We start from the raw sequence: 26,571 nt of genomic DNA, 5'->3' as shown, positions 1-26,571 counted from the left end.
ATCCGCCCCATGCCGACCGCCCTGCCCGCCCGTCTCGAATCCGGCCGCAGCTATCCGCTCGGCGCGACCTGGGACGGCCTCGGGACCAACTTCGCGGTGTTTTCCGCGCACGCGCAGCGCATCCAGCTGTGCGTGTTCGATCCGACCGGCCGCAAGGAACTCGCGCGCCTCGACCTGCCCGAATGCACCGACGAGGTGTGGCACGGCTACCTGCCCAACGCGCATCCGGGCACCGTGTACGGGTTTCGCGCGGACGGCCCTTACCAGCCGCAGCACGGCCATCGCTTCAACCCGACCAAGCTGCTGCTCGACCCGTACGCGCGCAAGCTGGTCGGCCAGTTCCGCTGGTCGGACGCGCTGTTCGGCTATCGCCTGCATTCGAACCGCGCAGACCTGTCGATGGACCGGCGCGACTCGGCCCCCGCGATGCCGAAGTGCGTGGTGGTCGACGAGGCGTTCGACTGGAGCACCGACCGGCGCCCGCGCGTGTCGTGGCGCAACACGGTGATCTACGAGACGCACGTGCGCGGCGCGTCGATGCGGCGCGCCGGGTTGCGCCCGCCCGAGCGCGGCACGTTCGCGGCGTTCGCGCATCCGGCGTTCATCGATCACATGCTGTCGATCGGCGTGACGACGGTCGAACTGCTGCCCATCCATGCATTCCTGCAGCAGCGCGCGCTGGTGCAGCGCGGCCTGCGCAACTACTGGGGCTACGACACGGCCGCGTTCTTCGCGCCGGAGCCCGCGTATCTCGCGACGCGGCGGCTCGACGAAATGCGCATCGCGATCCGCCAGCTGCATGCGGCCGGCATCGAGGTCGTGCTCGACGTCGTCTACAACCATACGTGCGAGGGCAACGAGCTCGGCCCGACGCTGTCGTGGCGCGGCCTCGACAACGCGAGCTACTACCGGCTCATGCCGGACGACCACCGCTTTCATGTCGACGAGACAGGGTGCGGCAACACGCTGAACCTGTCGCATCCGCGCGTCGTGCAGATGGTGATGGATTCGCTGCGCTACTGGGCCACCGCGTTCAACGTCGACGGCTTCCGCTTCGATCTCGGCGTGACGCTCGGCCGCGAGGCGCACGGCTTCGATCCCGGCGCGGGGTTCTTCGACGCCCTGCGGCAGGACCCGGTGCTCGCGCAGCGCAAGCTGATCACCGAGCCGTGGGATCTCGGCCCCGGCGGCTATCAGCTCGGCCGCCACCCGCCCGGTTTCGCCGAGTGGAACGACCGTTTCCGCGACACCGTGCGGCGTTTCTGGCGGGGCGACGCGGGCCAGCGGCCGGAGCTCGCCGCACGCCTCGCGGGGTCGGCCGACCTGTTCAACCACCAGCGGCGCCATACCTGGGCATCGGTCAATTTCATCACCGCGCACGACGGCTTCACGCTCGCCGATCTCGTGTCGTATGCGAGGAAGCACAACGACGCGAACGGCGAGGACAACCGCGACGGCCGCGACGACAACTGCACCGCGAACTGGGGGGTCGAAGGGCCGAGCGACGATGCGGCGATCCGCTCTGTGCGCGCGCGCGTCGCGCGCTCGATGCTCGCGACGCTGTTTACCGCACTCGGCACGCCGATGCTGGTCGCCGGCGACGAGTTCGGCCGCACGCAGCACGGCAACAACAACGCGTACTGCCAGGACAACGAGCTGTCGTGGCTCGACTGGGATCTGGCGCGCGGCGACGAAGCGGTGACGCTGATGCGCTTCGTATCGCGGCTCGCCGCGCTGCGGCGCATGTATCCGGTGATGTCCGCGCCGGCTTACCCGTCCGGCGACCGCCATGCTGCGCCGGGCATGGCCGAGATCGGCTGGTTCGACGAGCGCGGCGACGCGATGACCGTGCCCGCATGGCAGGACCGCGAGCGCCGCGCGCTGACGATGCGGCGCGTCGGCACGGGCCGCACCGGACGCACCGAGGCGCTGCTCGTGATGCTGAACGCGTCGTCCGAGACGATCGTGTTCACGCCGCCCGCGCCGGTGCTCGACTATCGCGTGCTGGTCGACACGGCCACACCGGATGCGGGACCGCGCTCGTGGCCGGCCGACGGGCTCGACGTGGCCGCCCACGCGGCCGTGATCGCGGTGGCCGCCGTGCCGCCCGACCTGTCTTCGGGAGACTCGCCATGAGATCACGCTCCGCCCGTCCATCCGGCTCGCACCCGTTCGAAGCGACGTTCGGCGCGACCTGCGTCGATGTCGACCGCACGCGCTTCCGGGTGTGGGCGCCCGCGAGCCGCACCGCCGCCGTCGAAATCGAGGGCGAACGCACGCCCCCCATCGCGATGACCGCGATCGGCGACGGCTGGTTCGAGGTCGTCGCGCCGTATGGCCCCGGTACGCTGTATCGCTACCGGCTCGATGGCGGTCTCGCGGTGCCCGACCCCGCGTCGCGCTTCCAGCCTGGCGGCGTGCTCGGCCCGAGCCAGGTCGTCGATCCGGCCGCCTATCGCTGGCGCCACGACGCGTGGCGCGGCCGCCCGTGGCACGAGACGGTGCTGTATGAATTGCACCTCGGTGCATGCGGCGGCCATGCGAGCGTCGAGCGGCGCCTGCCGTCGATCGCCGCGCTCGGTGTGACCGCGCTCGAGCTAATGCCCGTCAACGCGTTCCCCGGCATGCGCAACTGGGGCTATGACGGCGTGCTGCCGTTCGCGCCCGATGCGTCGTACGGGCGGCCCGAGGAGCTGAAGGCGCTGATCGATTCCGCGCACGGGCTCGGGCTGCAGGTGCTGCTCGATGTCGTCTACAACCACTTCGGCCCGGAAGGCAACCTGCTGCCGCGCTACGCGCCCGGGTTCTTCCGCACGGACCGGCAGACCGCATGGGGGCCGGCGATCGACTTCTCGCACGAACAGACGAGCGCGTTCTTCATCGAGAATGCGCTGTACTGGCTCGACGAATTCCGTTTCGACGGGTTGCGCATCGACGCCGCGCACGCGATCGACGACGATGCGTGGCTGCGCGCACTCGCGCGCCGCGTGCGCGCGTATGCGGGCGACGCGCGTCACGTGCATCTCGTGCTCGAGAACGAGCGCAACGCAGCGAGCCTGCTCGGGCCCGGCGGCTTCGACGCGCAATGGAACGACGACTTCCACAACAGTGCGCACGTGCTGCTGACCGGCGAGCGCGACGGCTACTACCGCGCGTACGCCGACGCGCCGCTGCGCCATCTCGCGCGCACCCTCGGCGAAGGTTTCGCGTACCAGGGCGAACCGTCGCCGCTGCACGACGGCGCCGCACGCGGCGAACCGAGCGCGCACCTGCCGCCGACCGCATTCGTCGCGTTCCTGCAGAACCACGACCAGATCGGCAACCGCGCGTTCGGCGAACGGCTGCGCGCGCTCGCGAACGACGACGCGGTGCGCGCGACGACCGCGCTGCTGCTGCTCGCGCCGTCGATCCCGCTACTGTTCATGGGCGAGGAAGACGGCAGCACGCAGCCGTTCCAGTTCTTCACCGACTATCGCGGCGCGCTCGCCGACGCGGTGCGCGAGGGCCGGCGCCGCGAATTCGCTGCATTTCCGGCCTTCGCCGACGCCGGGCATCGCGACGCGATTCCCGATCCGAACGACATCGCAACGTTCGTGCGCTCGACGCTGCACGGCAGTAGCGACGAAACCACGCCCGACACCGACGCATGGCGGCATTTCTACCGCAGCGCATTGGCCGTGCGCGCGGCGCTCGTGACGCCGAACCTGCCCGGCGCGCGCGCGCTCGGCGTCGACCTGCTCGCGGGCGACGGCGACCCGCCGGCGCTCCTCGCGCGCTGGCGCCTCGGCGACGGCTGCACGCTGACGATCGCGTTGAACCTCGGCTCGCACGACGCGGTGCTACCCGCGCTGCCGGTCGGCAAGATCGTGTTCGAGACGCCGCCGCGCGCACGCGACCGGCTGCCGGGCCTGCGGCTGCCGCCGCGCGCGTGCATCGTGTGGCGCGACGGTGCGGTCAACCACGATGCGCGGCGGCACCGCGCGAACGGACAGCGTCCATCATGACGACCGACGTGTCGATCGCCGAACTCGCGCGCGCGGCCGGCCTGGAAACCGACTGGACCGATGCGGGCGGCGGCGCGCGGCGGGTGGACGACGGCGCGCTCGCGGCGCTCGTCGACGCGCTCGGTTGGCCGTGCGGCACGGCGACCCAGCGCGTGGCCAGCGCCGCGGCGCTCGCCGACGCAAACGCGGCACCGCCGCAGCACGTCGTCACCGGCGACGCGGGCCTGCCGCTGACACTGCCGGCCGCGATCGCGCCACCGGGTGCGCGCTTCCGGATCACGCTCGAAGCGGGCGGGTATGTCGACGGGCGCGTGGGCGACGCGGGCGAACACGGCACGCTGCCGCCGCTCGCGATGCCCGGCTATCACGCGCTAGACGTCGGCGACCGGCGCATCGGGCTCACGATCGCGCCGCCGCGCCCGCAACCGTTCGACTCGCGCGCGGCGGGCGCCGGCGGCCGCTGGGGCATCGCGGCGCAGCTCTACAGCCTGCGCCGCACCGGCGACGACGGCGCGGGCGACTACACCGCGCTGGCGCGGCTGGCCGCGCACGCGGCACGGCATGGCGCGCAGGCGGTGGCGATCAGCCCGACGCACGCCGGCTATCCGGCGCTGCCCGCGCACGACAGTCCGTATTCGCCGTCGTCGCGGCGCTGGCACAACGTCGCGTATCTCGACTGCGACACGGTGCCGGGCGCCGCTGCCGTGCATCGCGCGCCTGATACCGCGGCCGACGCGCCGCTGATCGACTGGCCGCACGTGCTGCCGCTGAAGCTGCGCCGCCTGCGTGCGTGCTTCGACGCGTGGCGAGCCACTGACGCCCCGTCGCGCGACGCGTTCCAGCGGTTTCGCGCGGCGGGCGGCGCGGCGCTCGACGCGCATGCGCGCTTCGACGCGCTGCAGGCGTTCTGCATCGAGCGCGGAGTCGGCGCGGACTGGCGGCATTGGCCGGCGCCGTGGCGCGAGCCGGGATCGCCTGAGGTCGACGCGTTCGCGCACGCTCATGCCGACACGGTCGCATTCCACACATTCCTGCAATGGCGCGCGTCGCGCGCGCTCTGCGACGCGCAGCACGCGGCGCGCGGCGCGGGCATGGCGACCGGGCTGATCGCCGACCTCGCGGTCGGCTCCGATCGTGCGGGCAGCGACGCGTGGGCGCACGGCGCGACGCTGCTGCGCGGCGTGTCGCTCGGCGCGCCGCCCGACCTGTTCAATGCGGCCGGCCAGACGTGGGGCGTGACGACCTGGACACCCGCCGCGCTGCGCGCGGAGGGCTTCGTGCCGTTCGTCGAGCTGTTGCGCGCGGCGTTCGCGCATGCGGGCGGCATCCGCATCGATCACGTGCTCGGCTTCGCGCGGATGTGGGTCGTGCCGGACGGCGGCTCGCCGCGCGACGGCGCGTACCTGCGCTATCCGGTCGACGATCTCGTGCGGCTCGTCGCACTCGAGGCCGCCCGCCATCGCGCGCTCGCGATCGGCGAGGATCTCGGCACGGTGCCGGCCGGTTTCCGCGAACGGCTCGGCGCGCAGGGCATCGCCGGGATGCGCGTACTGTGGTTCGAGCGCGACGCCGATGGCACCTTTCGGCCGCCGTCGGCATGGGACCGCGACGCGATCGCGATGACGTCGACGCACGATCTGCCAACCGTGGCCGGCTGGTGGCGCGGGGTCGATCTGGCATGGCGGAGGATCGCGGCCGAGGCCGCGAAGCAGTCCGACGACACGGATACGCGCAACGTGGCGCCGCCCGCGCCGGACGAGGCGAGCGCGCACGATCCGCACGGAACGGCGCCCCGCGCGGCCGCCGCGCCCGACACTGCACCGCATCCGGAAGCCGCTCCTGTCACACCGTCACCTGCCGTCGATCCCGACCTCGCCGCCGCGCATGCAGCGCGCGCCACCGAACGTGCGGCGCTGTGGCACGCGTTGCAGTGCGCAGGCTGCGCGCCGGCCGGTGCCACCGCCCCGCCGGCCGACGCACCGCCGGTCGCCGCGATGCTCGCGTACGTCGCGTGCAGCCCGTCGCCGCTCGCGATCCTGCCGCTCGAGGACCTGCTCGCGCTGGACATGCAGCCGAACCTGCCGGGCCCGCCTTGCGGCCACCCGAACTGGCGGCAGCGCCTGCCGCGCGCGATCGACACGCTGTTCGACGCTGATGTGCGCGACCGCATCGCGGCCGTCGCGCATGCGCGCCGCTCTCGGGAATCCGGCCCATGACGCCGCGCGCGACGCTGCGGCTGCAGCTGCATGCGGGCTTCACCTTCGACGACGCGGCCGTGCACGCCGGCTACTTCGCGCGGCTCGGCGTGAGCCACCTGTACCTGTCGCCGGTCGCGACGGCCGAGCCCGGTTCGCGGCACGGTTACGACACCGTGGATTACGGCACGCTCAACGCCGAGCTCGGCGGCGAAGCCGGTTTCGTCCGGCTGGCCGATGCGCTGCACGCGCACGGGCTGGGCGTGATCGTCGACATCGTGCCGAACCACATGGGCGTCGGCGGCTCGTCGAACGGCTGGTGGAACGACGTGCTCGAATGGGGGCCCGCGAGCCCGTACGCGCGCCACTTCGACATCGACTGGCATCCGCCCGACGCGGCGCTCGACGGCAAGGTGCTGCTGCCCTGCCTCGGCACGCCGTACGGCGAGGCGCTCGCGGCCGGCGACATCTCGCTCGGCGCCGAGCCGGCCACCGGACGCTTCTTCGTGTCGTGCCCCGGGCGACGGCTGCCGGTAGCCGCCGCCACCTATGCCGACATCCTGCGCATCGCGAATCGCGCGGACCTGAACGCGCTCGCCGAACGCTTCGACGCCGCACCGCCGCGCGACAGCGCACGACTGGCCGCCGCGCATGCGGCGCTGCGCGATCACGCGGCCGCACACGGCCCGCATGCACTCGACGCGGTGCTGCGCGGCGCCGATCCGCGCCGAGCGCGCTCGCGCGCGTGCCTGCACCGGCTGCTCGAACGCCAGCACTACCGGCTCGCCTGGTGGCGCACGGCGGCCGACGAGCTGAACTGGCGGCGCTTCTTCGACATCGCGACACTCGCGGCCGTCCGCGTCGACGACGACGCGGTGTTCGATGCCGTCCATGCGCTGCCGCTGCGACTTCATGCGGCCGGCTACATCGACGGCCTGCGCGTCGATCATGTCGACGGGCTCGCGGATCCCCGCGCGTATTGCCGGCGACTGCACGAGCGACTTGCCGCGCAGCGCGACGCGCCGCCGTACGTCGTCGTCGAGAAAATTCTCGTGCCCGGCGAAACATTGCGCGCCGGCTGGGCCGTCGACGGCACGACCGGCTACGATTTCATGAACGACGTCGGCGCGCTGCTCCACGATCCGGCCGGCGCCGCGCCGCTGGCCGCGCACTGGGCGCACGTGTCGGGGTCGTCGCGCACCTTCGCGCAGGAGGCGCTCGACGGCAAGCGGCGCGTGCTGATGCGCCAGCTCGCCGCCGAGCATGCGCGCGCCGCCCGTGCGTTGCACGGCATCGCACGCGCAGCGCCCGCGACGCGCGACGTCAGCCTGATCGCAATTCGGCGCGTCCTGGGTGAACTCGCGGTGCAACTGCCCGTGTACCGGCTGTATCCGGCGCGCGATGAAGAACCCGCCGACGCCGATCGCCGCGTGCTCGCACATGCGTACGAACGCGCGTGCGCGGCCGTCGATCCGGACGACCGGTTCGCACTCGATCGGGTCGCCACATGGCTCGGGTTGCCGGTCGCACGCGTGCCGCGCGCGGACGCCGATGCGCTGCATGCGGCGCGCGTCGCGTTCGCGCAGCTCACAGCGCCACTGGCCGCGAAGGGCGTCGAGGATACGGCCCACTATCGCTACGGCCGGCTGCTGTCGCGCAACGAGGTCGGCGCCGACGCAGGCGACTTCAGCCTGTCGCGCGGCGCGTTCCATGCGCGCAACCGGCGCCGTGCCCGCACCGTGCCGCACGGGCTCGTCGCCACCGCCACGCACGACCACAAGCGCGGCGAGGATGCACGTGCGCGACTGGCCGTGCTCAGCGAAATGCCCGACGCGTGGCGCGCGGTGTCGCTCGACTGGTCCGCGCTCAACCGGCCGCATCGCGGTGGCGCGCATCGTGACCTCGCGTGGGCGCCGGGGCCGGCCGCCGAGGCAATGCTGTACCAGACGCTCGTCGGCTGCTGGCCGCCTGAACTTGCGCCCGACGATGCGGCCGGGCTTGCGGCACTTGCCGAACGCGTCACGCAATGGCAGACGAAGGCGCTGCGCGAGGCGAAGCGGCACACCGACTGGCTCGCGCCCGACACGCGCTACGAACGCGATTGCGAAGCGTTCGTCCACGCGATCCTGGCGCCGCGCGGCGCCATCGACTTCGTGCACCGGCTGCACGCGTTCGTCGCGCGGATCGCGCCGGCCGGCGTCGTCAACAGCCTGACGCAGGCCGTGCTGCGGATGGCGTCGCCGGGCGTGCCCGACCTGTATCAAGGATCCGAGTCATGGGATCACTCGCTCGTCGATCCGGACAACCGCCGCGACGTGCCGTTCGCGGCGCTCGCGGCCGAACGGGTCGACGGGCCGGTCGCGTCGTATCTGCCGGCGTGGCCCGATGCACGCGTGAAGCGGGCACTGGTCGAGCGCATGCTGGCACTGCGCGCGCGGTGGCCGGCGACGTTCGCGCACGGCGCGTACGTGCCGCTGCGCGTGCGCGGCCCGCTCGGGCGCCATGCGGTGGCGTTTGCACGGTGCAGCGATGAGGCCGCCGTGGTCGTGGTGGCGACGCGGCTCGCGTGCCGGCTGCTCGGCGAAGCGCCGGAGTTGCCGCGCGTGCCGCCCGCGCAATGGGGCGATACGGCGGTGGTATTGCCGCGCGATGTGAACGGACCTTGGACGGACGGGCTGAATGCGCGGGACGCGATCGACGTGCCGGGACACATGCTGCCGCTCGACCGCTGCCTGGCCGCCTTGCCCGTCGCGGTGCTCGTTGCCGCGCACCCGCCCGTCATGCATCGGTAACGTCGGGCTCGCTCGCGTCGTTGCGCTGCACGCACTGCACGAGTGACAGCCCGTCGGCCGTCAGCGCGGGCCGGCGCTCGCCGGACGCGTCATCGTGCTGCATCACGATCAGGTGCCGTTCGACCAGTGCGACGACATCGTCGCGGTCGATCTGGAGTTGCTCTGGTGCGCGCTGCACCAGGAACAACGTGGCGAATTCATGGGCGGTCAGCATGCTTGTTCCCCGTTGGCGGCTGGACGAGAGGCGCGCCGGCCCGAGGAACGCAGGCAGTCATCATGCCGGTTTGCCCGACGTAGCCGCTGCCTGCGCCACCGGCGCGCGACGCGATGTGGCACCGCGCGGCGGCCGGCGGCCGGTGCAAAGTTTTCAACGGCGTGTAATGCCGGGCGCAAGCCGCGGCACGACGCGCCGGCAACGACGACCGGATCAGGGCCGGATCAGGGCCGCCGCAACCTGGACAGGCCGGCCGGCGCGCGGAAATCGCCGCTGTGCAGCACCACGCCGCCGTTGCCGTCGGCCAGCACGTCCGCGCATGCGGCTTCGATCCGCGCGCGGCCCTGTTCGAACGCATCGCGCAGATCGGCCTCCAGCGCCGACTTCGCGCCGAAATGATCCTCCAGCGCTTCGACCGTGATCGCGCAGGTCTGCGGTTCGCCATCGACAGCGACGACGAAGCACAACTGCAGTTCCGCACCATCGAACACGGGCGGCGCGTCGGCCAGCGTCACGCGGCGGGTGGAATCGGCCGGCATCGTCTCAGGCGCTCCGCGCCAGGAGGTGATCGACCGGCGACGCGCCGTCGACCGCGAGAATGGCGACCATGCAATGATCCAGCTTGCTACTCATGAAACCCTCCGTCCGCGTGGCGGCACAGTCCGGCACTGTCGTGCCATGCCTGTCGCGCAGCAAGCGGCATGCCCGCACGCCCGTTCGCATGGACGGAATCGCCTGGCCGATCGACGCGGTTACTGCAGACGGCACGCGGCGTCGAGCATCGCGTCGGTCAGCTCGACCGTCAGCGTCACGTTCTCGTCGGGCAGGCGGTCGAGCAGGTCCTGCACCGTGTCGTGCAGGATCGCGTGCACGCGCATCCGCGTGCCTTCGTCGAGATCCGCGTAGCGCTCCATCGTGTCGCAGTCGAGCACGAGCACGACCGAATGTTCCGCGGTCTCGGGCGGCGGGTCGGCCGCCTGCGCCCACGCCGCCTGAAACATGACCCTGCCCGTCGCGACGTCGACATGGACCGTCGTATCGAGATCGTCGGTGTCGATCGTCTCGCCGTCGGCATCTTCGTTGTCGATCTCGTCGTTCTCCAGCCAGATCCGGGAATGCGATTGCATGATGTCCTCCTGCTTGATGGCGGGGTGGCGTGTCCTGCCCGTCTTGTCCAGCAACGCCCGTGCCGCCCGCGGCACGGGTTCGTCGCGTTGATGATGCGCGCCATGCGGCACGCGATTTGCGCCGCAAACGCCTGTACTCCGTCCCTTGTGAACCCCTAATGGGAGCCCACGCAATGCCTTCCGCTACCGCTTCCCACGCGCACGGCAAGCGCCTGACGCGACACCCGGGCCGCGCCCGAAACATCGCCCCGCAACACCGCAAGCGCTGGTCCGCCGGCGTCACGCAAACAAGCGATGCGCTCGACATCGAACCCGATATCTTCAAGTCCGACGATCCTGCCGCGATCGCCGCGTCGCTGAAGCATTCGGCCGAACACAGCCGCCGCCGCAAGGCATCGCCGTTCCAGTCGGCGATGTCGATGCTGAACTTCTACGTGAACCGCGCGGGCCGCAACCTGCCGAAAACGCGCCGCGCAACGCTCGAACGCGCCAAGCGGAAACTGCGCGAGGCGTTCGGCCGCAAGCCATGACGGCGCGCGACCCCGTCATCGGCCTGCTGCGACGGCATACATGCACGAGACGCTCTGGTACCTGATCGTCGGCGCGGTGCTGATGGGCATGGGCCTCGCGACGTCCGCACTGCGTCACCTGCCGTGCAGCGCCGCGATGATCTACCTGGCACTCGGCGTCGCGCTCGGCCCGTCCGGCGCGGGCCTGCTGCAGCTCGACATCGGCCGCGATGCACGGCTGCTGCGCGAGATCGTCGAGGTCGCACTGCTCGTGTCGCTGTTCGCGATCGGGCTGCGGCTGCGCGTGCCGCTCACCGACCGGCTGTGGCGCGTGCCGTGCCGCGTCGGCCTGCTCGCGATGGGCCTCACCGTGCCGCTGCTCGCCGCGTGCGCGATGCTCGTACTCGGGCTCGACTGGGCTCCCGCGCTGCTGCTCGCGGCGATCCTCGCGCCGACCGACCCCGTGCTCGCGCACGACGTCCAGGTGCACGACCCGGGCGACCGCGACCTCGTGCGCTTCGCGCTGTCGGGCGAAGGCGGCCTGAACGACGGAATCGCGCTGCCGTTCGCGCTGGCCGGGCTCGTGCTGTGCGGTGCGCACGATGCGACGCACGGGCTGCCGCCGCTGTCGGGCGCGTTCGCGCTCGCCGCGCTGTGGGGCATCGCCGGTGCGGCCGCGATCGGCGGCGGCCTCGGCTGGATCACGACGAAGACGATCGGCTGGCTGCGCACGCGTCACGCCCAGGCGCTCGGCCTCGAAGGCTTCTTCGCGCTCGCGCTGATCGTGCTGTCGTTCGGTGCCGCGCAGTTCGCGCACGCGTTCGGGTTCATCGCGGCGTTCGCGGCCGGGGTCGCGATGCGCCGCGTCGAACATCGCGCGAGCGGCGACCGCACGCCGAGCGAAGTGATCGGCCAGATCGATTCGGCCGACGTCGTCGCCACCGAGAAGCATCCGGAGAAAGCGCATGCATACATGGCCGAATCGGTGCTCGGCTTCACGATCGAACTCGAACGGATCGCGGAAGCCGTCGTGATGACGATGATCGGCAGCGTCCTCATGACGCTGCCGGACCCGCTGCTCACGTGGAGAGCGGCGGTACTGGCCGTCGTGCTGTTCGTCGCCGTGCGGCCGCTCGCCGTGCTGGTCACGCTCGCCGGGTCGCGCGCGACACATCCGCAGCGGCGGCTGATGGCGTGGTTCGGCATCCGGGGAATCGGCTCGTTCTACTATCTGCTGTTCGCGCTCGAACACGGACCATCCGGCACGGTGCGCCCGCTCGCGGCCCCGGTGCTGGCTATCGTGTCCGCATCGGTGATCGCGCACGGGATCTCCGCGACACCGCTGATGAACTGGTATCACCGGTTGCAGCAGCATCGGCGCTGATACGTTCATGATGCGCGGGGCCACGCAATCGGGCTGCCACGCGCGTGGCAGGGTCCGGGCCGTTGAGGGAGGAATCGACATCGACGTGCGTTCGCCGCGTGCGGGGAGGCGACGGCCACGCGGTTCGCCGCACCGCCACCCCGCACACGGCTGCCGTATCAGGGCGCGCGCAGCGCCGCGTCGAGTTCGGCGCGCGTCACGTCGAGCGCCACGTCGCACTCGATCGCCTCGTCCTCGACGCGTGGCTTGCGCTCGTCCACCGCACGCCGCGCGCTGTCGCACAGATGCGTGCGCACGCGCAGCCGGTCGGCCGCGCCGAGCGACGCATAGCGCGTGATCACGTCCGGATCGAACCGAAGATCGACCGAGCAACGCCATTCGCGCGCGCCTTCGTCGGCCGGCACACGCACCCACGACACCTGGATCGTCAGCCGCCCCGATGCGTCGTCCGCATGGACGACGACGGTCGACTGCGACGGGAAGCCGTTCGCGAGCGCATGCTCGAGTTCCGCGATGCGCTGCGACCGGTCGGGCGCGCGGCTCATCGTCGCACGACGCCCAGCAGCAGCGTGACGAGGAAGATCACGACGAAGATATAGAACAGGATCTTCGCGATCTCCGCCGCGCCGGCCGCGATCCCGCCGAAACCGAACACGGCCGCGACGATCGCGATGATGAAGAAGATGACAGCGTATCGCAGCATGGATACCTCCTGGATGGCAGCAGTTGTCAGCACACGTCGTCGCCGTTCACGCATCGTGCTTGTGCTCCGGTTTGCCGCGCCTCGGCGTGGACGCCATTTTTTCGAGTTCCTTTTCGCTCATCGACCTCGCCATCGACTTCGCCGGTGGCTTGAGATCCTTGATCTTCGTCTTGCCGCGCTTGGCAGACAGCGCGGCCCCTGCGGCCCGTTGCTGGGCCTGGGATTTTGCTGGCATGGTTGCGCTCCTGTCGTTGGCGCGCGCGTCGACGCGACGGCCGGCACGCGCGCGCGATCCCGCCGCCCGGCAGCCGTCACGCGGCGGCGCGGCGCCGCAGGTCGGCCGGCGGAATCTTCATCGCCTGGCGATACTTCGTCACCGTCCGACGCGCAAGCAGGATGCCGCGGCCCGCGAGGTTGTGCGCGAGCGCGACGTCGGACAGCGGATCGGTGTGCCGCTCGGCCGCGATCATGTCGCGGATCAGCACCTTCGCCGCCGCGGCCGAGCACACGCCCTTGCCGGCCGCCTCGAGCTTGCGCGGGAAGAAATGCTTGAACTCGAACGTGCCGTGCGGCGTGGCCATGTACTTGTTGCCCGTCGCGCGCGACACGGTCGATTCGTGCAGGTCGAGTTCCTCGGCGATGTCGCGCAGCACGAGCGGCTTCATCGCGATCTCGCCGTAGCGGAAGAAATCGCGCTGACGCGCGACGATGCATTCGCCCACGCGCTGGATGGTGTCGAAGCGCTTCTGCACGTTGCGGATCAGCCAGCGCGCTTCCTGCAACTGCTGGCCGAGCGGCGAATCGCGCTCGCCGCTCGACTGCGCGAACAGCGTCGCATAGCGTTCGTGCAGCCGCGCACGCGGCAGCACGGCCGGGTTGATCGTCACGATCCAGTCGTCGCGCACCTGGCGCACGATCACGTCGGGCACCACGTAGTCGCCGCGCGTGCTGCCGTAGTGATTGCCGGGGCGCGGGTCGAGCCCGCGCACCAGCGCGCAGGCCGCCTGCAGCGTCTGCGGATTGCAGCCGATACGCCGCTGGATCTCGGCCGTCTCGCGGCGCGCGAGCCGCTCGAGATGCTCGCGCGCGATCGCTTTCGCTTCCGCGAGCGCCGGCGTGCCGGCCGGGATCGCGTCGAGCTGCAGCACGAGACACTCGGACAACGAGCGCGCGGCGATGCCGGGGCGGTCGAGCATCTGCACGAGCCGCAATGCAATCGCGAGATCCTGCTCCGACAACAACCGCGCGGGGTCGGCCGCGGCCAGCAGTTCGGCCAGTTCCTGGCGCAGGTAGCCGTCGTCGTCGAGCGCGTCGATCACGATGCGCGCGGCTTCGCGGTCGCGCCGGTTCAGCGGGTAAAGCCGCAGCGCATCGTGCAGTTGCTGATGCAGCGACGGTTCCGCGGCCAGCCATTCGCCGGGCGACAGGCCGTCCGCATTTTCGCCCTGGCGGCTCGTGCCGCGCGTCGCGGGCGCAGCCGTCAACGACACTTCGGACACCTCGGGCACTTCAGGCACCTCGCTGTCCGGTGCGCGTGCGTCGTCGGGCTCGGGCACCGCTTCCGGCGCGGCAGCTTCGGCCTGCGGCCCGCTTGCGTCGGCCGCAGGCTCCTCGTCTGCCTGGCCGTCCTCCAGAAACGGATTCTGGTCCAGCGCCTGTCGCAATTCCTGTTGAAATTCGAGCGAGGACAACTGCAGCAACCGCAGCGACTGCTGAAGCCTCGGCGTAAGTGCCAGATGCTGTCGCATCTGCAGCGCGAGCGAGACGGTCATCGATGGCCCTCCTGACGTTTCGCGGGTTTCGCTTCGTATTCGGTCAGGATTCACGCAGTTTCCATGCCAGACGGGCCGATCGCGCCGCGGCGCGGTTCACGCGGGTTCGTACCCCGTCTTGCAGCCCGCCAGGGCCGCTTTTTTACAAGCCGGCGGCAAGTTTTGGGCACGCGTTTCGCGCACCGTCCCGCCATGCGCATGCCGTGGGTCGAATCAGTACTGCATCGGCGGCGGGGCGCCTTGCGCCCCGTTCGAGCCCGGTGGCGGCACGTCGGCCGGTTCGCCGACATCTGCGCCCGGCGGCATCGTGTTGCCCGGCGATGGACGCGTCTCGTAACGCGTATTCGCATCGGGCATCGTCGTGCCCGGCGGCGCCGCGTGGCCACCGGGCGGCGGGGGCGGCGCGCCGCGCGCGCCGTAGGGGGCAGGCTGCGTGCACGCCGCCAGCGCACACGCGGCGGCCATCATGCATACGCCCGCGCGTATCGTGCGGATCGGTTTCATCGAAATCCTCCTGAGTCCGCTACAGCCGAGGAATCGGTCGAGCCGGTCCACGCAAGTCCGCAATCCGCGTGCCGTCCGGTTGTGCGCCACGCGCGCGCCCCCGCGGTGCGTCGCGCGTTCGGTATGCCGTCCACTGCGATGCCTGTCCGCGCGCCGCTACGCGTCGTACGCGGCCATCACGAGCCACAACTCGCGGCCGTCGTCGCGCACGCGTGCCGCGAGCGCATAGGTGTCGGCGGGCTCACACGCGCGCTGCAGCGCGAATCGCGCCGGCTCGGTCGAGCCGAACGTTTCGTCGCCGAGCGGCCGCACGTCGGCCTTGCCTTCGAACATCCGGCGCTCGGGCCGGTAAATCAGCGGCTCGCGCTTCCATGCCGTGAAGTGGCTCTTCACCGAATCGAAACCGCCGCCGCAAATGTTCAGTTCATAGCGCACGCCCTCTCGCCGTTTCGGAATCGTCATCCTGCCTCCGCTCGATGTGCGCGCGGCCGGCATCGGTCGCGACGCGCGTGATCGTCATCGTGGTCATCCCCGTCGACATGGCAAATCGCGTGCCGCGCGCAAATCCGGGCATGGCCGTTGCGGAAATACCTGGGTCATCGTCATTCGCAGGGCGCCTCGCCATGAAGGATTCGATGCAGCCCGGCCATGACGCGCCGGCGCGGAAGCACGAGGACCGCACGCGCACGCGCCATTCGGAACGCCATCTCGACCAGCAGCTCGACGATCCGTTTCCCGCGAGCGACTGTCCCGCGACCGGCGGCGTCACGCGCATCGAGCCCGACACGCCGCCCGATTCGCCGCCCGATTCGCCATTCGATACGCATGACGAATGACCGCAGCACGACCGGCGCAAACGCGACAACGTCGCGAACACGCTCGAAGGCGTGTCTCGGCCGAGGCGGACGTGACGGCGCGTCGATCGCTGCGGGCGATGGCACCTTTAAAACATCATGCAGATCTCCGGTCGAGGTCAGCCCCGCCTCACCGGAAAAGGCCGTCACGACAGAGGCGCGATGGACGGCCGCAGCGTCAGCCGTCGTGCGTCGTCACGCGCACGATCTTGTCCGCCAGTTCGCGCACGTCGACCGGCTTGCACAGGTAGCCGTCGAACCCGGCCTCGAGCACACGGCGTTCGTCGGCCAGGCCCGCATGCGCGGTCACGGCGAGCACCCGCACCCCGGGTGGCGCACCGCTGCCGTTCATGCCCGCGTGCCGCAACGCGTCGACCAGCCAGAAGCCATCGCCGTCGGGTATCTCGAGATCGGCCAGCACGACGGTCGGCCGCAGGTCGGCGGCCGCCGCGAGCGCTTCGCGGCCCGTCGACGCGATCGCGACGGCCGCGCCGAACGTCGTCAGCGCGGCGGTGAGGCTCTCGCGCGTCGTCGCATCGTCGTCGACGATCAGGATGCGTTGCGTATCGAGCATCGTCGGGTCGCGGTGGCGGCCCGCGCGCGCATTCCCCCACGCCATCGCGCCGATCGGCCGCCAGCCGGCCGGCAGGGTCACCGTGAACGTCGTGCCGCGATTGCGGCCCGCACTCTCGACCGTCACGCTGCCGCCGTGCAGCTCGGCGATATGGCGCACGATCGACAGCCCGAGGCCCAGCCCGCGCCGCGACGATGCGGGCGAATCGTCCGCGCGGCGGAACATGTCGAACACGTACGGCACGAACGCCGGCACGATGCCCTGCCCCGTGTCGGATACGGTCAGTACCACCCGTTCGTCGTCGCGCACGAGCCCGACCGTCACGCGGCCGCCGGCCGGCGTGAACTTGAGCGCGTTCGACACGAGATTCGACAGCATCTGCCGCAATCGCTCGGCATCGCCCGACACGACGCAGGTCGGCGCCGCACAGTCGAACTCGAGCACGATACCGGCCGACGACGCGGCCGTCTGGAACGCACCGACCGAATCGGAGAACAGCCGCACGACGTCCACCGGCATCGCATCGAGCTGCAGCTTGCCGGTGGCAAGCGACGACGCGTCGAGGATGTCACCGACCATCCGCGTGAGCGAACGCGCGCTGCGGTCGATCGCGTCGATCGCCTGCTGCTGCAGCGCGTTGTCGCCCGAATTGCGCAGCACCTCGACCCAGCCGTAGATCACGTTCAGCGGCGTGCGCAACTCGTGCGACACCGTCGCGAGCAGCTCGTCCTTCAGGCGGTTCGACGAATCGGCCTGGTCGCGCGCATCGCGCGCGCCCTGCAGCGACCGCTGCGCGCGCAGGTCGCGGCGGCGCTGTGCGCCGGCTTCGCGCAGCGTCAGCGACAGCGCGACGCATGCGCGCGCGTCGCCGCGTACCGGGCCCGCCGACACCGTCGCACGAAAGCGCCGGCCGTCGCGGCGCACGCACAGCAGGTCGATCGGCCCGACCGCGTCGCGCATGTCGTCGAACGATCTGGCAAGCGGCTTGCGCTTCAGCCAGCGCATCGCAATCAACGATTCGAATGTGCGTCCGCGCGCATGGCCTTCGTCGTACCCGAACATCCGCTGCGCGGCCGGGTTCCAGCTGACAATGCGGCCGTCGGTATCGATGCCGACGATCGCATCCGGCGACGCGTCGACGACGGCGCGCTGCAACCGCGACGCGTCGGCCCGCGTGCGGTCGGCGCTGGCGTCGCGCAGCAGCAGCACGGCGCCGTCGACGTTGCCGTCCGCGTCGCCGAGCGGCGCTGCGACCTCGACGATCGGCACCGGTTCGCCGCCGTCTGCCTGCAGCCAGTGGCGATCCGACACGACGCCCGCGCCGCCGAGCGCGAGATCGAGCGGTGTCGATTGCACGCGCCGGCCGTCGCGATCGACGACCCGCAGCACGTCGCGCGCGGCACGGCCCGTCGCGTCGTCCGGCCGGCAGCCGGCGAGCGCCGCCGCCGCGGCGTTGATGCAGGTGAGCCGCCCGTTCGTATCGATGGCGATCACGCCATGCGGCAGCGCCTGCAGCACGGCTTCGAGCCGCCGGCGCGCGGCCGTTTCACGCCGGAGCGCGGCATCGTTCGTGATGCGCGCGTGGCGCAGCATCGACACGATCGCGCAGACGAGCGCGCAGATCAGCACGAAGGTGCCGAGCCGGACGAGCCGCTCGGGCAACGGCTGCGTATAGGCCGCGGGATCGGACAGGAACAGCGTCCAGACGAGCAAGCCGCTGACCACCGTCGAGACCATCCCGAACAGGAACGACGTCGCCCATGCGGCGCCCGCGAGCAGCGGGTAGTACAGGACGAGCGGCAGGTTCACGCCACCGAAGCGGATCGCGAGCGCCTGCAGCACGGTCGCGATCGCGACCAGCATCACGGCGGTGACGTAATTGCCGGCGCGCATCCGCGATGTGTCGAACATCGCCCGGATTCCCGGCGGCTGGTGCGGTCGGCGCGGCATCAGGATTCCGGCTTGTCCGCTTCGTCTTCGAGCTGCGCGAGCCGGTTGTAGATCGTCTTCAGGCTGACGTCGAGCACCTCGGCCGCCTGCGCCTTCACGCCGCCGCATTGCGCGAGCGTGCCGAGGATCAGCCGCCGGTCGACTTCCTCGAGCGGCGTGCCGAACGGCACGGTCACGCGATCCTCGTGCGAATCGGCCAGGTTCGACAGCTCGTCCATGATCGGCGGCGGCAGCGTATCGATCACGTCCGCATCGCTGAAGATGCTCGCGCGCTGCACGAAGTTGCGCAGCTCGCGCACGTTGCCGGGCCACGCATAGGTCTTCAGCGCTTCGCGCGCGGCCGGCGCGAAGCGCAGGTTCCGGCCGCTTTCCGCGTTGAACTGCTGCAGGAACGCATCGGCCAGCATCGGGATATCGTCGCCGCGCTCGCGCAGCGACGGCAGCGGAATCGGGAACACGTTGATCCGGTGGAACAGGTCGGGCCGCAGCTTGCCGTCCGCCATCGCGGCTTCCGGATCGCGGTTGGTTGCCGCGACGATGCGCACGTCGACGTCGATCTCCCGCGTCGAGCCGAGCCGCGTGATGCGCCCCGTCTCGAGCACGCGCAGCAGCTTGACCTGCGATTCGAGCGGCATCTCGGTGATCTCGTCGAGAAACAGGGTGCCGCCGTCCGCGCGTTCGAAGAAGCCCTTGTGCTGGCGCTCCGCACCCGTGAAGCTGCCGCGGTCGTGGCCGAACATCTCGCTCTCGACCAAGTTCGCGGCGATCGCGCCGCAGTTCACCGCGAGGAACGGGCCGCGCCGACGCAGGCTCAGGTCGTGCACCGTCTGCGCGGCGAGCTCCTTGCCGGTGCCCGATTCGCCCGTCAACAGCACCGACGCCTCGGTGCGCGCGACCCGGCCGATCGCGTCGTAGGCGGCCTGCATCGCGGGCGAACTGCCGAGCATGCGGCCGAAGCGGCCGAGGCGCTGCAATTCCGAACGCAGCTCGGCGATTTCCTCATGCAGTGCCGTGGTGCGCGGCACGCGCGCGAAGATGCTGTTCAGCCGCTGCATGTTCAGCGGCTTCACCAGGTAGTCGGTTGCGCCGCGCCGCAATGCGTCGATCGCGGTTTCGAGGCTCGCGTGGCCGGTGGTCAGCACCATTTCGCAGTGCGAACGCTTCGGCAACGCGTCGAACAGATCCATCCCGTTGCCATCCGGCAGCACGAGATCGCACAGCACGAGATCGGGGGTATGCGTCGAAACGAGCGTGCGCGCTTCTTCGAGCGTCGCGGCCGTATCGCATGAGAGCTGCTGCGTGCGCGCGAGCGCCGCGAGCATCGCTCGCGTATCGGCGTCGTCTTCGACGATCAGCACGTAGGGCATCGTGGCTCCTTGTGAAGCGGCCCGGCGCGCGTATCGGCCAGGGCCGCAGCGGGTAGCAGCGAGATCCGGCCGCAAGCCGCACGACGATACGGCACGATCGATGCGTTCATGCGGACTGGCTGTCCTCCCGCAAAAAGCAGTCCCTGTCAGTATAGAAGAGCGATGTCGCGCATTCGCCGATCATCGAATAAATCTATCTGCACATGTGCCCTGCATTGCCAGATTCAATGCGTCATGATCGGTAAGAATGTCATTGCTTTCGCGCGAATCATGCGGCGTGAAGTCGTCCTGATCACATCTTTTGCGCACTTCTCCGACATCTGCGGTCAAACTTTCCGGCCTGACTTTTCGCATGTCGAAATCGGTTGGCGACGATACGCGGCGGCTCGACGGCTTGCGTTCGCTTCAGACCCTGCTGATTCACTCGCCGTACAGCGGTCGCCCTGCGTGCTTCGTCGGTCAGTCGGTCGCGGCATGACTGCCGCCGTCGCGCGCATTCGAGATCGCTTCGACGAGCTTCAGTTCGTCGTCGATCGACAGCGTCGTGTCGATCACTTCGCCGCCGAACGGTGCGAACGCCGTGCTCAGCGCGTAGATGTCGAGTTGCGTCGCGGCCAGCCCGAGCGACACGGTGCCGGGGCGCGCCTTGCGCGCGACGCGGTCGATCAGCGCGTCGTCCACCGGCCGCTTGCGCCATGCATCGAGCGACGATTCGATGTGCTCGACCACGCTGTCGAGCAGCGAGCCGGGCGGCATGCGAGCGGGGTCGAGTGCATGCGCGCGCAACTGTCCATCGGTTGCGCACTCGACGATCGCAACACCCGACAGCGCGACGACGTGCCGGTCGCGCAACGTATCGAGTACCGCGAGCGCGCGATGGGCGGCCTCGAGGTCCGGATAAGACAATGCAATCAACGTATTCATCCGCCACTCCGTGAAATCAGGCGGCCGGTTCCGGATGCACCGCGCTCAATGCGGCAGCCCGAACGCGGCCTTCAGGCTCGCGACGATCATCTGCATCGCGATCGCCGCGAGAATCATCCCCATCAGGCGCTGCGTCACCGCCGTCACGCGCGGCGACAGGTAATGGCCGATCAGCGGTGCCGACAGCAACGAAACGGCCAGCAACACGAGAAACGCAGCCAGCCCGAGCGCGAACGCGAGTTCCTGCCCGGTCGAGAACGCGCCGTGCCCGAGCACGATCATCGTCGCGATCGTGCCGGGGCCGACGAGCAGCGGGATCGTCAGCGGATAGATCGCGACGCGCTCGGCCGCCGCCGGGTCGGCGCCTTCGTCTTCTCCCGGCGAATGCTGGCGGCTCGGCGCACCATGCAGCATCGACAGCGCGATCAGCAGCACCAGCAGCCCGCCCGCGAGGCGGAAATCGTCGATCGTCAGGCCGAACATGTGCAGGATCGCGCCACCTGCCACAGCCGACACGATGCAGCCAACCGTCACGCCGATCGCGGCCGTCAGCGCGACCTTGCGGCGCACGCCGTCCGCCGCGCCTTCCGTCAGCGACAGGAACACCGGGATGTTCGCGATCGGGTTCATGATCGCGAACAGCGCCGCGAACACCTTGATCGAAAAGGTCAGGTCGAAGGTCACAGGTTCGCTCCCGTCTCGCGCGTCGAATCGCGCGCAGGTTCCGCTGCATTTCCGATGCATGGCGCGCGCCATGCTGCTACGATCGACGCACCGCGTTCACGCACGACGGAGGGCCCCGACCGATGCAAGCCACCGACACCTTCATGGATCACGAGATTCGCGTCGATGCGACGCGCAACGCGAACGGCGCGTGGGTCGCGCAGGTGCGGATCTTCCGCGACGGCGCGCCGGTCGACCTGCCGGCGCCCGAGCTCGTCACGCCCGAATGGCTCACGTGCGACGAAGCGCTGCGCGGCGGCATCGACCAGGGCCGCGTGATGATCAGGACACGCGACCGGTAGCGGCAACGGGCTCATCGGCACGCACCGCGCGACGCGCTCACGCATCGAAATCCAGATCGCCGATCAGGATCTCGCGGTCGCGCTGGGTCCGCGTGCTGAAGTCGACCGGCAATTCCATCTGCCAGCGTTCGATCGTGACCGGCAGCGCCGCGAGATAGCGGTCGAAGCGGCTGCGGTCGGGCTCGGCCAGCAATGCATCGATCGCATCGTCGCGCCACGCGAGCCGCGCATTCAGCCGGTTCGGCAGCCCGACCGTCGACGTGAGGCCGATCACGTCGACACAGGTCGGGCTGCCCTGCCCGTCGTGCGGCACGACGTCCACCCTCACTTCGCCAGGCTGATACAGGCCGAGCACGCGCGCCGCGATGCGCGGCGCAAACTCGGTTTCAAAACGTGCACGGACTTCGGGATTCATCTCGCCTCCGGGTTCGAATCATGTTGTCGCGCCGCGGTCACGCGGCTGCTATCTGCCGCTCGAATGCCGCCTCCGCCTTCAGGCTGTCGAGATCGCGGCCGATCGTCGCGACCGCGAGCCGCGTGTTGCCGCGCCAGTATGCGATCGAGCAATCATGCGCGCCGAGATCGCCATCGATCTCGACACGATCGAATTGCTCCGCATGCCCGACATAGTTGACCGTCAGGTCGTAATGCTGGCTCCAGAAGAACGGCACCGCGTCGAACGGCCGCTGCTGCCCGAGCATGTTGCGCGCGGCGACGATGCCCTGCCGCTCGGCGACGACCCAGTGCTCGACGCGAATGCGCTCGCCCGTCAGCGGGTCGGGCCAGCGCGCGATGTCGCCGGCCGCGTAGATGCCGGGCACACTCGTCTGAAGGAAGCGGTCGACCGTCACGCCGCGCTCGACGGCCAGCCCCGCGTCCTGCGCGAGCGCCACGTTCGGATGAACGCCGATGCCGACCACCACGACATCGGCCGGCAGCACGTCGCCGGTCGACAGCGTCACGCTGTCAGGCGTGATCTGCGCCGGCGTCGCGCCGAGATGGAACACGACGCCGTGCGACTCGTGCAGTGCCTGGATCGTCTCGCCGAGCGCTTCGCCGAGCACGTGCGCCATCGGATGCGCATCGGGCGCGACGACCTGCACGTCGAGCCCGCGCGTGCGCAACGCGGCGGCGGCTTCGAGCCCGATGAAGCTCGCGCCGACCACGACGCAGCGACGCGCCGTTTTCAGCTTGCCGATCAGCGCGTCGCAATCGGCGCGCGAGCGCAGCACGCACACGTGCGGCAGGTCCGCGCCGGGCACGGTCAGCCGGTTCGGCTCGGCGCCCGTTGCAAGCAGCAGCGCGCCGTATCCAACGCGGCTGCCGTCGGCCAGTTCGACCGCCTGCTGCGCGGGATCGATCCGCGCGACACGCGCGCCGCACCGCACGTCGATACGATGATCGGTATAGAAAGAAGGCGCACGCAGCGGCAGCCAGTCGGCGTCGGCCGTGCCGGCGAGATAGTCTTTCGACAGGTTCGGCCGGTCGTACGGCGGATCGGCATCGGCGGTGAGCAGCGTGACGGGATGCGGATAGCCTTCCTGCCGCAGCGTCACCGCGGCCGCGATCGCCGCGGCGCCGCCGCCGACGATCACCACCGACGCGGGCAGTCCGGCCGCATTCAGCGCAGGCGGCGCGGCGGCCGGCCGCGCATCGAGCACAACGGCGCGGCCGGCGCGGCGTTCGACGCGCCAGCACGGCAGCCCGTCGAGCGCCGGCGCGCGCAGCAGTTCGCCGGTGCGCAGGCAGAACGCCGCGTGATGCCACGGGCAGCGGAGCGTGTCGCCCTCCAGCAGGCCATCGGCCAACGGCGCACCGTAGTGCGGGCACTGCGCGCCCACGGCAAACAGTTCGTCGGCGCGGCGCACGAGCAGCACCGCTGCGTCGCCGACATGGCCCTCGATCATTGCACCGTCGGCAAGATCGTCGAGCGCGATGCCTTGCGTGAGATCGGGACGTGCAGACGAGGAATCGCTTCCGGACATGACGTTGCTCCCCCAGAGTCAGGTAACGATCCCATTATCGGCGTCCCTCATGAAAAGAACAGGTACAGACACCCCCGCAGCGCACGCAAACACTGACTGTAGCTTGTACGAGATCCATGGCGGGCGTAGAACGTCATCAACGTTGCGGCGCAACACGCCTGCCGCCTGCGGCGCACGTCGCGCGTCCTGCGCAATCCGCATGCCGCGCGCCTTTCCCCTGTCACCCGGAGTGCTACCCGATGGCCACCGTCCTGTGCGTGCTCTACCCCGATCCGGTGGACGGCTATCCGCCGCGCTACGTGCGCGATGCGATTCCGGTCATCACGCATTACGCGGACGGGCAAACCGCGCCGACGCCGGCCGGCCCGCCCGGCTTCCGGCCCGGCGAACTCGTCGGCTCGGTGTCCGGCGCGCTCGGGTTGCGCGGCTATCTGGAAGCGCACGGCCACACGCTGATCGTCACGAGCGACAAGGACGGCCCCGACTCCGAATTCGAGCGCCGGCTGCCCGAAGCGGACGTGGTGATCTCGCAGCCGTTCTGGCCGGCGTACCTGACGGCCGAACGGATCGCCCGCGCGCCGAAGCTGAAGCTCGCGCTGACGGCCGGCATCGGCTCCGATCATGTCGATCTCGACGCTGCCGCGCGTGCGCACATCACCGTCGCCGAAGTCACCGGTTCGAACAGCATCAGCGTGGCCGAGCACGTGGTGATGACGACGCTCGCGCTGGTGCGCAACTACTTGCCGTCGCATGCAATCGCGCAGCAGGGCGGCTGGAACATCGCCGATTGCGTGTCGCGCAGCTATGACGTCGAAGGCATGCATTTCGGCACGGTCGGCGCGGGGCGCATCGGGCTCGCCGTGCTGCGCCGGCTGAAGCCGTTCGGCCTGCATCTGCACTACACCCAGCGCCACCGGCTCGATGCGTCGGTCGAGCAGGAACTGGGGCTCACCTATCACGCCGATGCCGCGGCGCTCGCGGGTGCCGTCGACATCGTCAACCTGCAGATCCCGCTGTACCCGTCGACCGAGCACCTGTTCGACGCGGCGATGATCGCGCGAATGAAGCGCGGTGCGTACCTGATCAACACCGCTCGCGCGAAGCTGGTCGACCGCGATGCGGTCGTGAACGCCGTCACGGCCGGGCATCTCGCGGGCTACGGCGGCGACGTGTGGTTTCCTCAGCCGGCGCCGGCCGATCACCCGTGGCGCACGATGCCGTTCAACGGGATGACGCCGCACATCTCCGGCACGTCGCTGTCCGCGCAGGCGCGCTACGCGGCCGGCACGCTGGAGATCCTGCAATGCTGGTTCGACGGCAAGCCGATCCGCAACGCATACCTGATCGTCGACGGCGGCACGCTCGCGGGAACGGGTGCGCAGTCGTATCGGCTGACGTGACGCGGCGGGCAACGCGCGACGCGCGGCGGTACGTTCAGTCGAGGCAACAGGCGGCGAGCTTGCCGACTGTCACGACCGCCTGCTCGATCTCCGGCGACCACGGGCTGCTGTAGTTCAGCCGGATGAAATTCCGGTAGCTGTCCGTGATCGAGAACATGTAGCCGGGCCCGATCGTGATCCCCTGCTCCAGCGCGAGCTGGTACAGCCGCATCGCGTCGACCTGCGCGGGCAGCTCGATCCACAGCACGTACCCGCCCGCCGGGCTCGAAATGCGCGTGCCCTCCGGGAAGAACCGCGACACCATCGCGCGCATCAGGTTCGCCTGCTGCGCATACGCCTTGCGAATCCGCCGCAGGTGATGCTCGTAGCCGTCGCGTTCGAGAAACTCCGCGATCGCGAGCTGCGGCAGCGACGGCGTCGCGAGCGTGTTCAGGAACTTCAGCTTCTCGACCTGCTCGCGATAGCGGCCCGGCAGCGCCCAGCCGATCCGGTACGCAGCCGTCAGGCTCTTCGAGAACGACGAGCAATGCAGCACGATGTCGTGGCGGTCGAACGACTTCAGCGTGCTCGGATGCATGTTGCCGAAGTACAGTTCGTTGTACACGCCATTCTCGATGATTGGCAGGTCGGCTTTCGCGGCAAACGCGACCAGCTCGCGCTTGCGCTCGTCGGGCATCTGGAAGCCGAGCGGGTTCTGGAAGTTCGGCATCACCATGCATGCGGCGATCGGCTGCGACTTCGCAATCGCGGCCAGCGCCGCGATGTCGATCCCGTATTCCGGATGCGTCGCAACCTCGATCGCCTTCATCCCCATCCGCTCGATTGCGTGCAGCATCGCGTAGAACGTCGGCGATTCCACCGCGACCGTGTCGCCGGGCTTCGCAACGGCCTGCAGGCACAGGTTGATCGCCTCCGTCGCGCCGACCGTCACGATGATCTCGTTCGGGTCCACCGACATCCCGTTTTCCAGGTAGCGCCGTGCGATCTGCCGGATCAGCCGCGGATGCCCGGGCGGCAGCCCGTCCGTCACGCCCCACAGCGACTTGTCGCGGCCGGCCGCATACGCATAGCGGTTCAGCTTCTCGAACGGAAACAGGCTCGGGTCCGGATACGGCGAGCCCAGCGGCACCGCGTCGTCCGTGCCGATCGAGCGCAGCGTCGACAGCACGAGCCGGCTCACGTCGACCGACGACGAGATCGCGATCGGCTTCGACGGTCGCAGCTCGCGCACCGGCGCATGGCCGTCGTCGCGCCGCAGGTTCACGAAATAGCCCGACTGCGGCCGGCT

Annotated in this window: 25 protein-coding genes; 9 read left to right on the top strand and 16 right to left on the bottom strand. The window is 70.2% G+C overall.

Annotation, left to right across the window (positions count from 1 at the left end):
• Positions 1-9 precede the first annotated feature (9 nt).
• From glgX to treY, 4 genes are read left to right on the top strand one after another with little or no spacing between them, the layout of a single operon-like run.
• Complete coding sequence (gene glgX, locus B7G54_RS15590) at positions 10-2,136, top strand: glycogen debranching protein GlgX (RefSeq protein ID WP_085039861.1); 2,127 nt, start codon at positions 10-12, stop codon at positions 2,134-2,136.
• Positions 2,133-4,004, top strand: a complete 1,872-nt coding sequence (gene treZ, locus B7G54_RS15585) for a malto-oligosyltrehalose trehalohydrolase (RefSeq protein ID WP_085039860.1) — start codon at positions 2,133-2,135, stop codon at positions 4,002-4,004. The genes glgX and treZ overlap by 4 nt, the downstream gene beginning before the upstream one ends.
• Positions 4,001-6,220 carry a 4-alpha-glucanotransferase gene (gene malQ, locus B7G54_RS15580; protein WP_085039859.1) on the top strand — a complete coding sequence of 740 codons (2,220 nt, stop codon included), beginning with the start codon at positions 4,001-4,003 and terminating at the stop codon, positions 6,218-6,220. Before treZ ends, malQ begins: the two co-directional genes overlap by 4 nt.
• On the top strand, positions 6,217-8,991 hold the full coding sequence (treY, locus tag B7G54_RS15575) for a malto-oligosyltrehalose synthase (RefSeq protein ID WP_085039858.1): 2,775 nt from the start codon (positions 6,217-6,219) through the stop codon (positions 8,989-8,991). The genes malQ and treY overlap by 4 nt, the downstream gene beginning before the upstream one ends.
• On the opposite strand, the gene B7G54_RS15570 is transcribed toward treY, so the two are convergent.
• From B7G54_RS15570 to B7G54_RS15555, 3 genes are all read right to left on the bottom strand, one after another.
• Entirely contained in the window at positions 8,978-9,205 is a 228-nt protein-coding gene (locus B7G54_RS15570; protein ID WP_085039857.1) for a hypothetical protein, read from the bottom strand. The two genes, treY and B7G54_RS15570, sit on opposite strands and share 14 nt — an antisense overlap.
• A 224-nt stretch (positions 9,206-9,429) precedes the next feature.
• The gene (locus B7G54_RS15565) at positions 9,430-9,744 is read right to left on the bottom strand and encodes a DUF1488 family protein (protein WP_085039856.1); all 315 of its coding nucleotides are present in this window, start codon (positions 9,742-9,744) and stop codon (positions 9,430-9,432) included.
• Positions 9,745-9,957: 213 nt separating this feature from the next.
• Complete coding sequence (locus tag B7G54_RS15555; RefSeq protein ID WP_085040076.1) at positions 9,958-10,332, bottom strand: hypothetical protein; 375 nt, start codon at positions 10,330-10,332, stop codon at positions 9,958-9,960.
• Between the two features lie 173 nt (positions 10,333-10,505).
• On the opposite strand from B7G54_RS15555, the gene B7G54_RS15550 reads away from it, so the two are divergent.
• Positions 10,506-10,862, top strand: coding sequence for a DUF3175 domain-containing protein (locus B7G54_RS15550; RefSeq protein WP_085039854.1), 357 nt, complete (start codon positions 10,506-10,508; stop codon positions 10,860-10,862).
• 40 nt (positions 10,863-10,902) lie between these two features.
• A complete protein-coding gene (locus B7G54_RS15545) occupies positions 10,903-12,225 on the top strand; it encodes a cation:proton antiporter domain-containing protein (RefSeq protein WP_085039853.1) in 1,323 nt (440 codons plus the stop codon).
• A 158-nt stretch (positions 12,226-12,383) separates the two neighbouring features.
• Here B7G54_RS15545 and B7G54_RS15540 read toward each other — a convergent pair whose 3' ends face one another.
• From B7G54_RS15540 to B7G54_RS15515, 6 genes are all read right to left on the bottom strand, one after another.
• On the bottom strand, positions 12,384-12,770 hold the full coding sequence (locus tag B7G54_RS15540; protein ID WP_085039852.1) for a DUF3022 domain-containing protein: 387 nt from the start codon (positions 12,768-12,770) through the stop codon (positions 12,384-12,386).
• A complete protein-coding gene (locus tag B7G54_RS15535) occupies positions 12,767-12,928 on the bottom strand; it encodes a DUF1328 domain-containing protein (RefSeq protein ID WP_011349711.1) in 162 nt (53 codons plus the stop codon). The genes B7G54_RS15540 and B7G54_RS15535 overlap by 4 nt, the downstream gene beginning before the upstream one ends.
• 46 nt (positions 12,929-12,974) lie before the next feature.
• Positions 12,975-13,163, bottom strand: a complete 189-nt coding sequence (locus B7G54_RS15530; RefSeq protein WP_085039851.1) for a DUF3008 family protein — start codon at positions 13,161-13,163, stop codon at positions 12,975-12,977.
• Positions 13,164-13,239: 76 nt separating this feature from the next.
• The gene (locus tag B7G54_RS15525) at positions 13,240-14,700 is read right to left on the bottom strand and encodes an RNA polymerase factor sigma-54 (RefSeq protein ID WP_085039850.1); all 1,461 of its coding nucleotides are present in this window, start codon (positions 14,698-14,700) and stop codon (positions 13,240-13,242) included.
• A gap of 213 nt (positions 14,701-14,913) precedes the next feature.
• Complete coding sequence (locus B7G54_RS15520) at positions 14,914-15,204, bottom strand: hypothetical protein (protein ID WP_085039849.1); 291 nt, start codon at positions 15,202-15,204, stop codon at positions 14,914-14,916.
• Between the two features lie 156 nt (positions 15,205-15,360).
• Entirely contained in the window at positions 15,361-15,666 is a 306-nt protein-coding gene (locus tag B7G54_RS15515) for a hypothetical protein (protein ID WP_085039848.1), read from the bottom strand.
• A gap of 161 nt (positions 15,667-15,827) precedes the next feature.
• Between B7G54_RS15515 and B7G54_RS15510 the strand changes: the two genes are divergently transcribed.
• Positions 15,828-16,040 (top strand): hypothetical protein, encoded by a 213-nt coding sequence (locus tag B7G54_RS15510; protein WP_085040075.1) that lies wholly within the window; start codon positions 15,828-15,830, stop codon positions 16,038-16,040.
• A 196-nt stretch (positions 16,041-16,236) separates the two neighbouring features.
• Here B7G54_RS15510 and B7G54_RS15505 read toward each other — a convergent pair whose 3' ends face one another.
• The 4 genes from B7G54_RS15505 to B7G54_RS15490 form a co-directional block, all read right to left on the bottom strand.
• Complete coding sequence (locus B7G54_RS15505; protein WP_085039847.1) at positions 16,237-18,543, bottom strand: ATP-binding protein; 2,307 nt, start codon at positions 18,541-18,543, stop codon at positions 16,237-16,239.
• A 38-nt stretch (positions 18,544-18,581) separates the two neighbouring features.
• On the bottom strand, positions 18,582-19,949 hold the full coding sequence (locus tag B7G54_RS15500) for a sigma-54-dependent transcriptional regulator (RefSeq protein WP_085039846.1): 1,368 nt from the start codon (positions 19,947-19,949) through the stop codon (positions 18,582-18,584).
• A gap of 459 nt (positions 19,950-20,408) precedes the next feature.
• A complete protein-coding gene (locus B7G54_RS15495) occupies positions 20,409-20,873 on the bottom strand; it encodes a DUF1269 domain-containing protein (protein ID WP_085039845.1) in 465 nt (154 codons plus the stop codon).
• Positions 20,874-20,918: 45 nt separating this feature from the next.
• On the bottom strand, positions 20,919-21,557 hold the full coding sequence (locus B7G54_RS15490) for a MarC family protein (protein ID WP_085039844.1): 639 nt from the start codon (positions 21,555-21,557) through the stop codon (positions 20,919-20,921).
• A 122-nt stretch (positions 21,558-21,679) separates the two neighbouring features.
• Here B7G54_RS15490 and B7G54_RS15485 point away from each other — a divergent pair, with 122 nt between their 5' ends.
• A complete protein-coding gene (locus B7G54_RS15485) occupies positions 21,680-21,898 on the top strand; it encodes a DUF6566 family protein (RefSeq protein ID WP_034209283.1) in 219 nt (72 codons plus the stop codon).
• A gap of 37 nt (positions 21,899-21,935) precedes the next feature.
• On the opposite strand, the gene B7G54_RS15480 is transcribed toward B7G54_RS15485, so the two are convergent.
• Both B7G54_RS15480 and B7G54_RS15475 read right to left on the bottom strand, forming a co-directional pair.
• Positions 21,936-22,313 (bottom strand): DUF5594 family protein, encoded by a 378-nt coding sequence (locus B7G54_RS15480; protein ID WP_085039843.1) that lies wholly within the window; start codon positions 22,311-22,313, stop codon positions 21,936-21,938.
• A gap of 37 nt (positions 22,314-22,350) precedes the next feature.
• Positions 22,351-23,883, bottom strand: a complete 1,533-nt coding sequence (locus B7G54_RS15475) for an FAD-dependent oxidoreductase (RefSeq protein WP_085039842.1) — start codon at positions 23,881-23,883, stop codon at positions 22,351-22,353.
• 239 nt (positions 23,884-24,122) lie between these two features.
• Here B7G54_RS15475 and B7G54_RS15465 point away from each other — a divergent pair, with 239 nt between their 5' ends.
• Positions 24,123-25,283, top strand: a complete 1,161-nt coding sequence (locus tag B7G54_RS15465; protein ID WP_085039841.1) for an NAD-dependent formate dehydrogenase — start codon at positions 24,123-24,125, stop codon at positions 25,281-25,283.
• Between the two features lie 34 nt (positions 25,284-25,317).
• Here the strand turns inward: B7G54_RS15465 and B7G54_RS15460 are convergent.
• Positions 25,318-26,571 (bottom strand): aminotransferase-like domain-containing protein (locus B7G54_RS15460; RefSeq protein WP_085039840.1); only part of this gene is annotated, 1,254 nt, incomplete at its 5' end.

This window comes from Burkholderia puraquae (assembly GCF_002099195.1).
Classification (GTDB): domain Bacteria; phylum Pseudomonadota; class Gammaproteobacteria; order Burkholderiales; family Burkholderiaceae; genus Burkholderia; species Burkholderia puraquae.
This window is presented reverse-complemented; position numbering and strand designations above follow the sequence as displayed.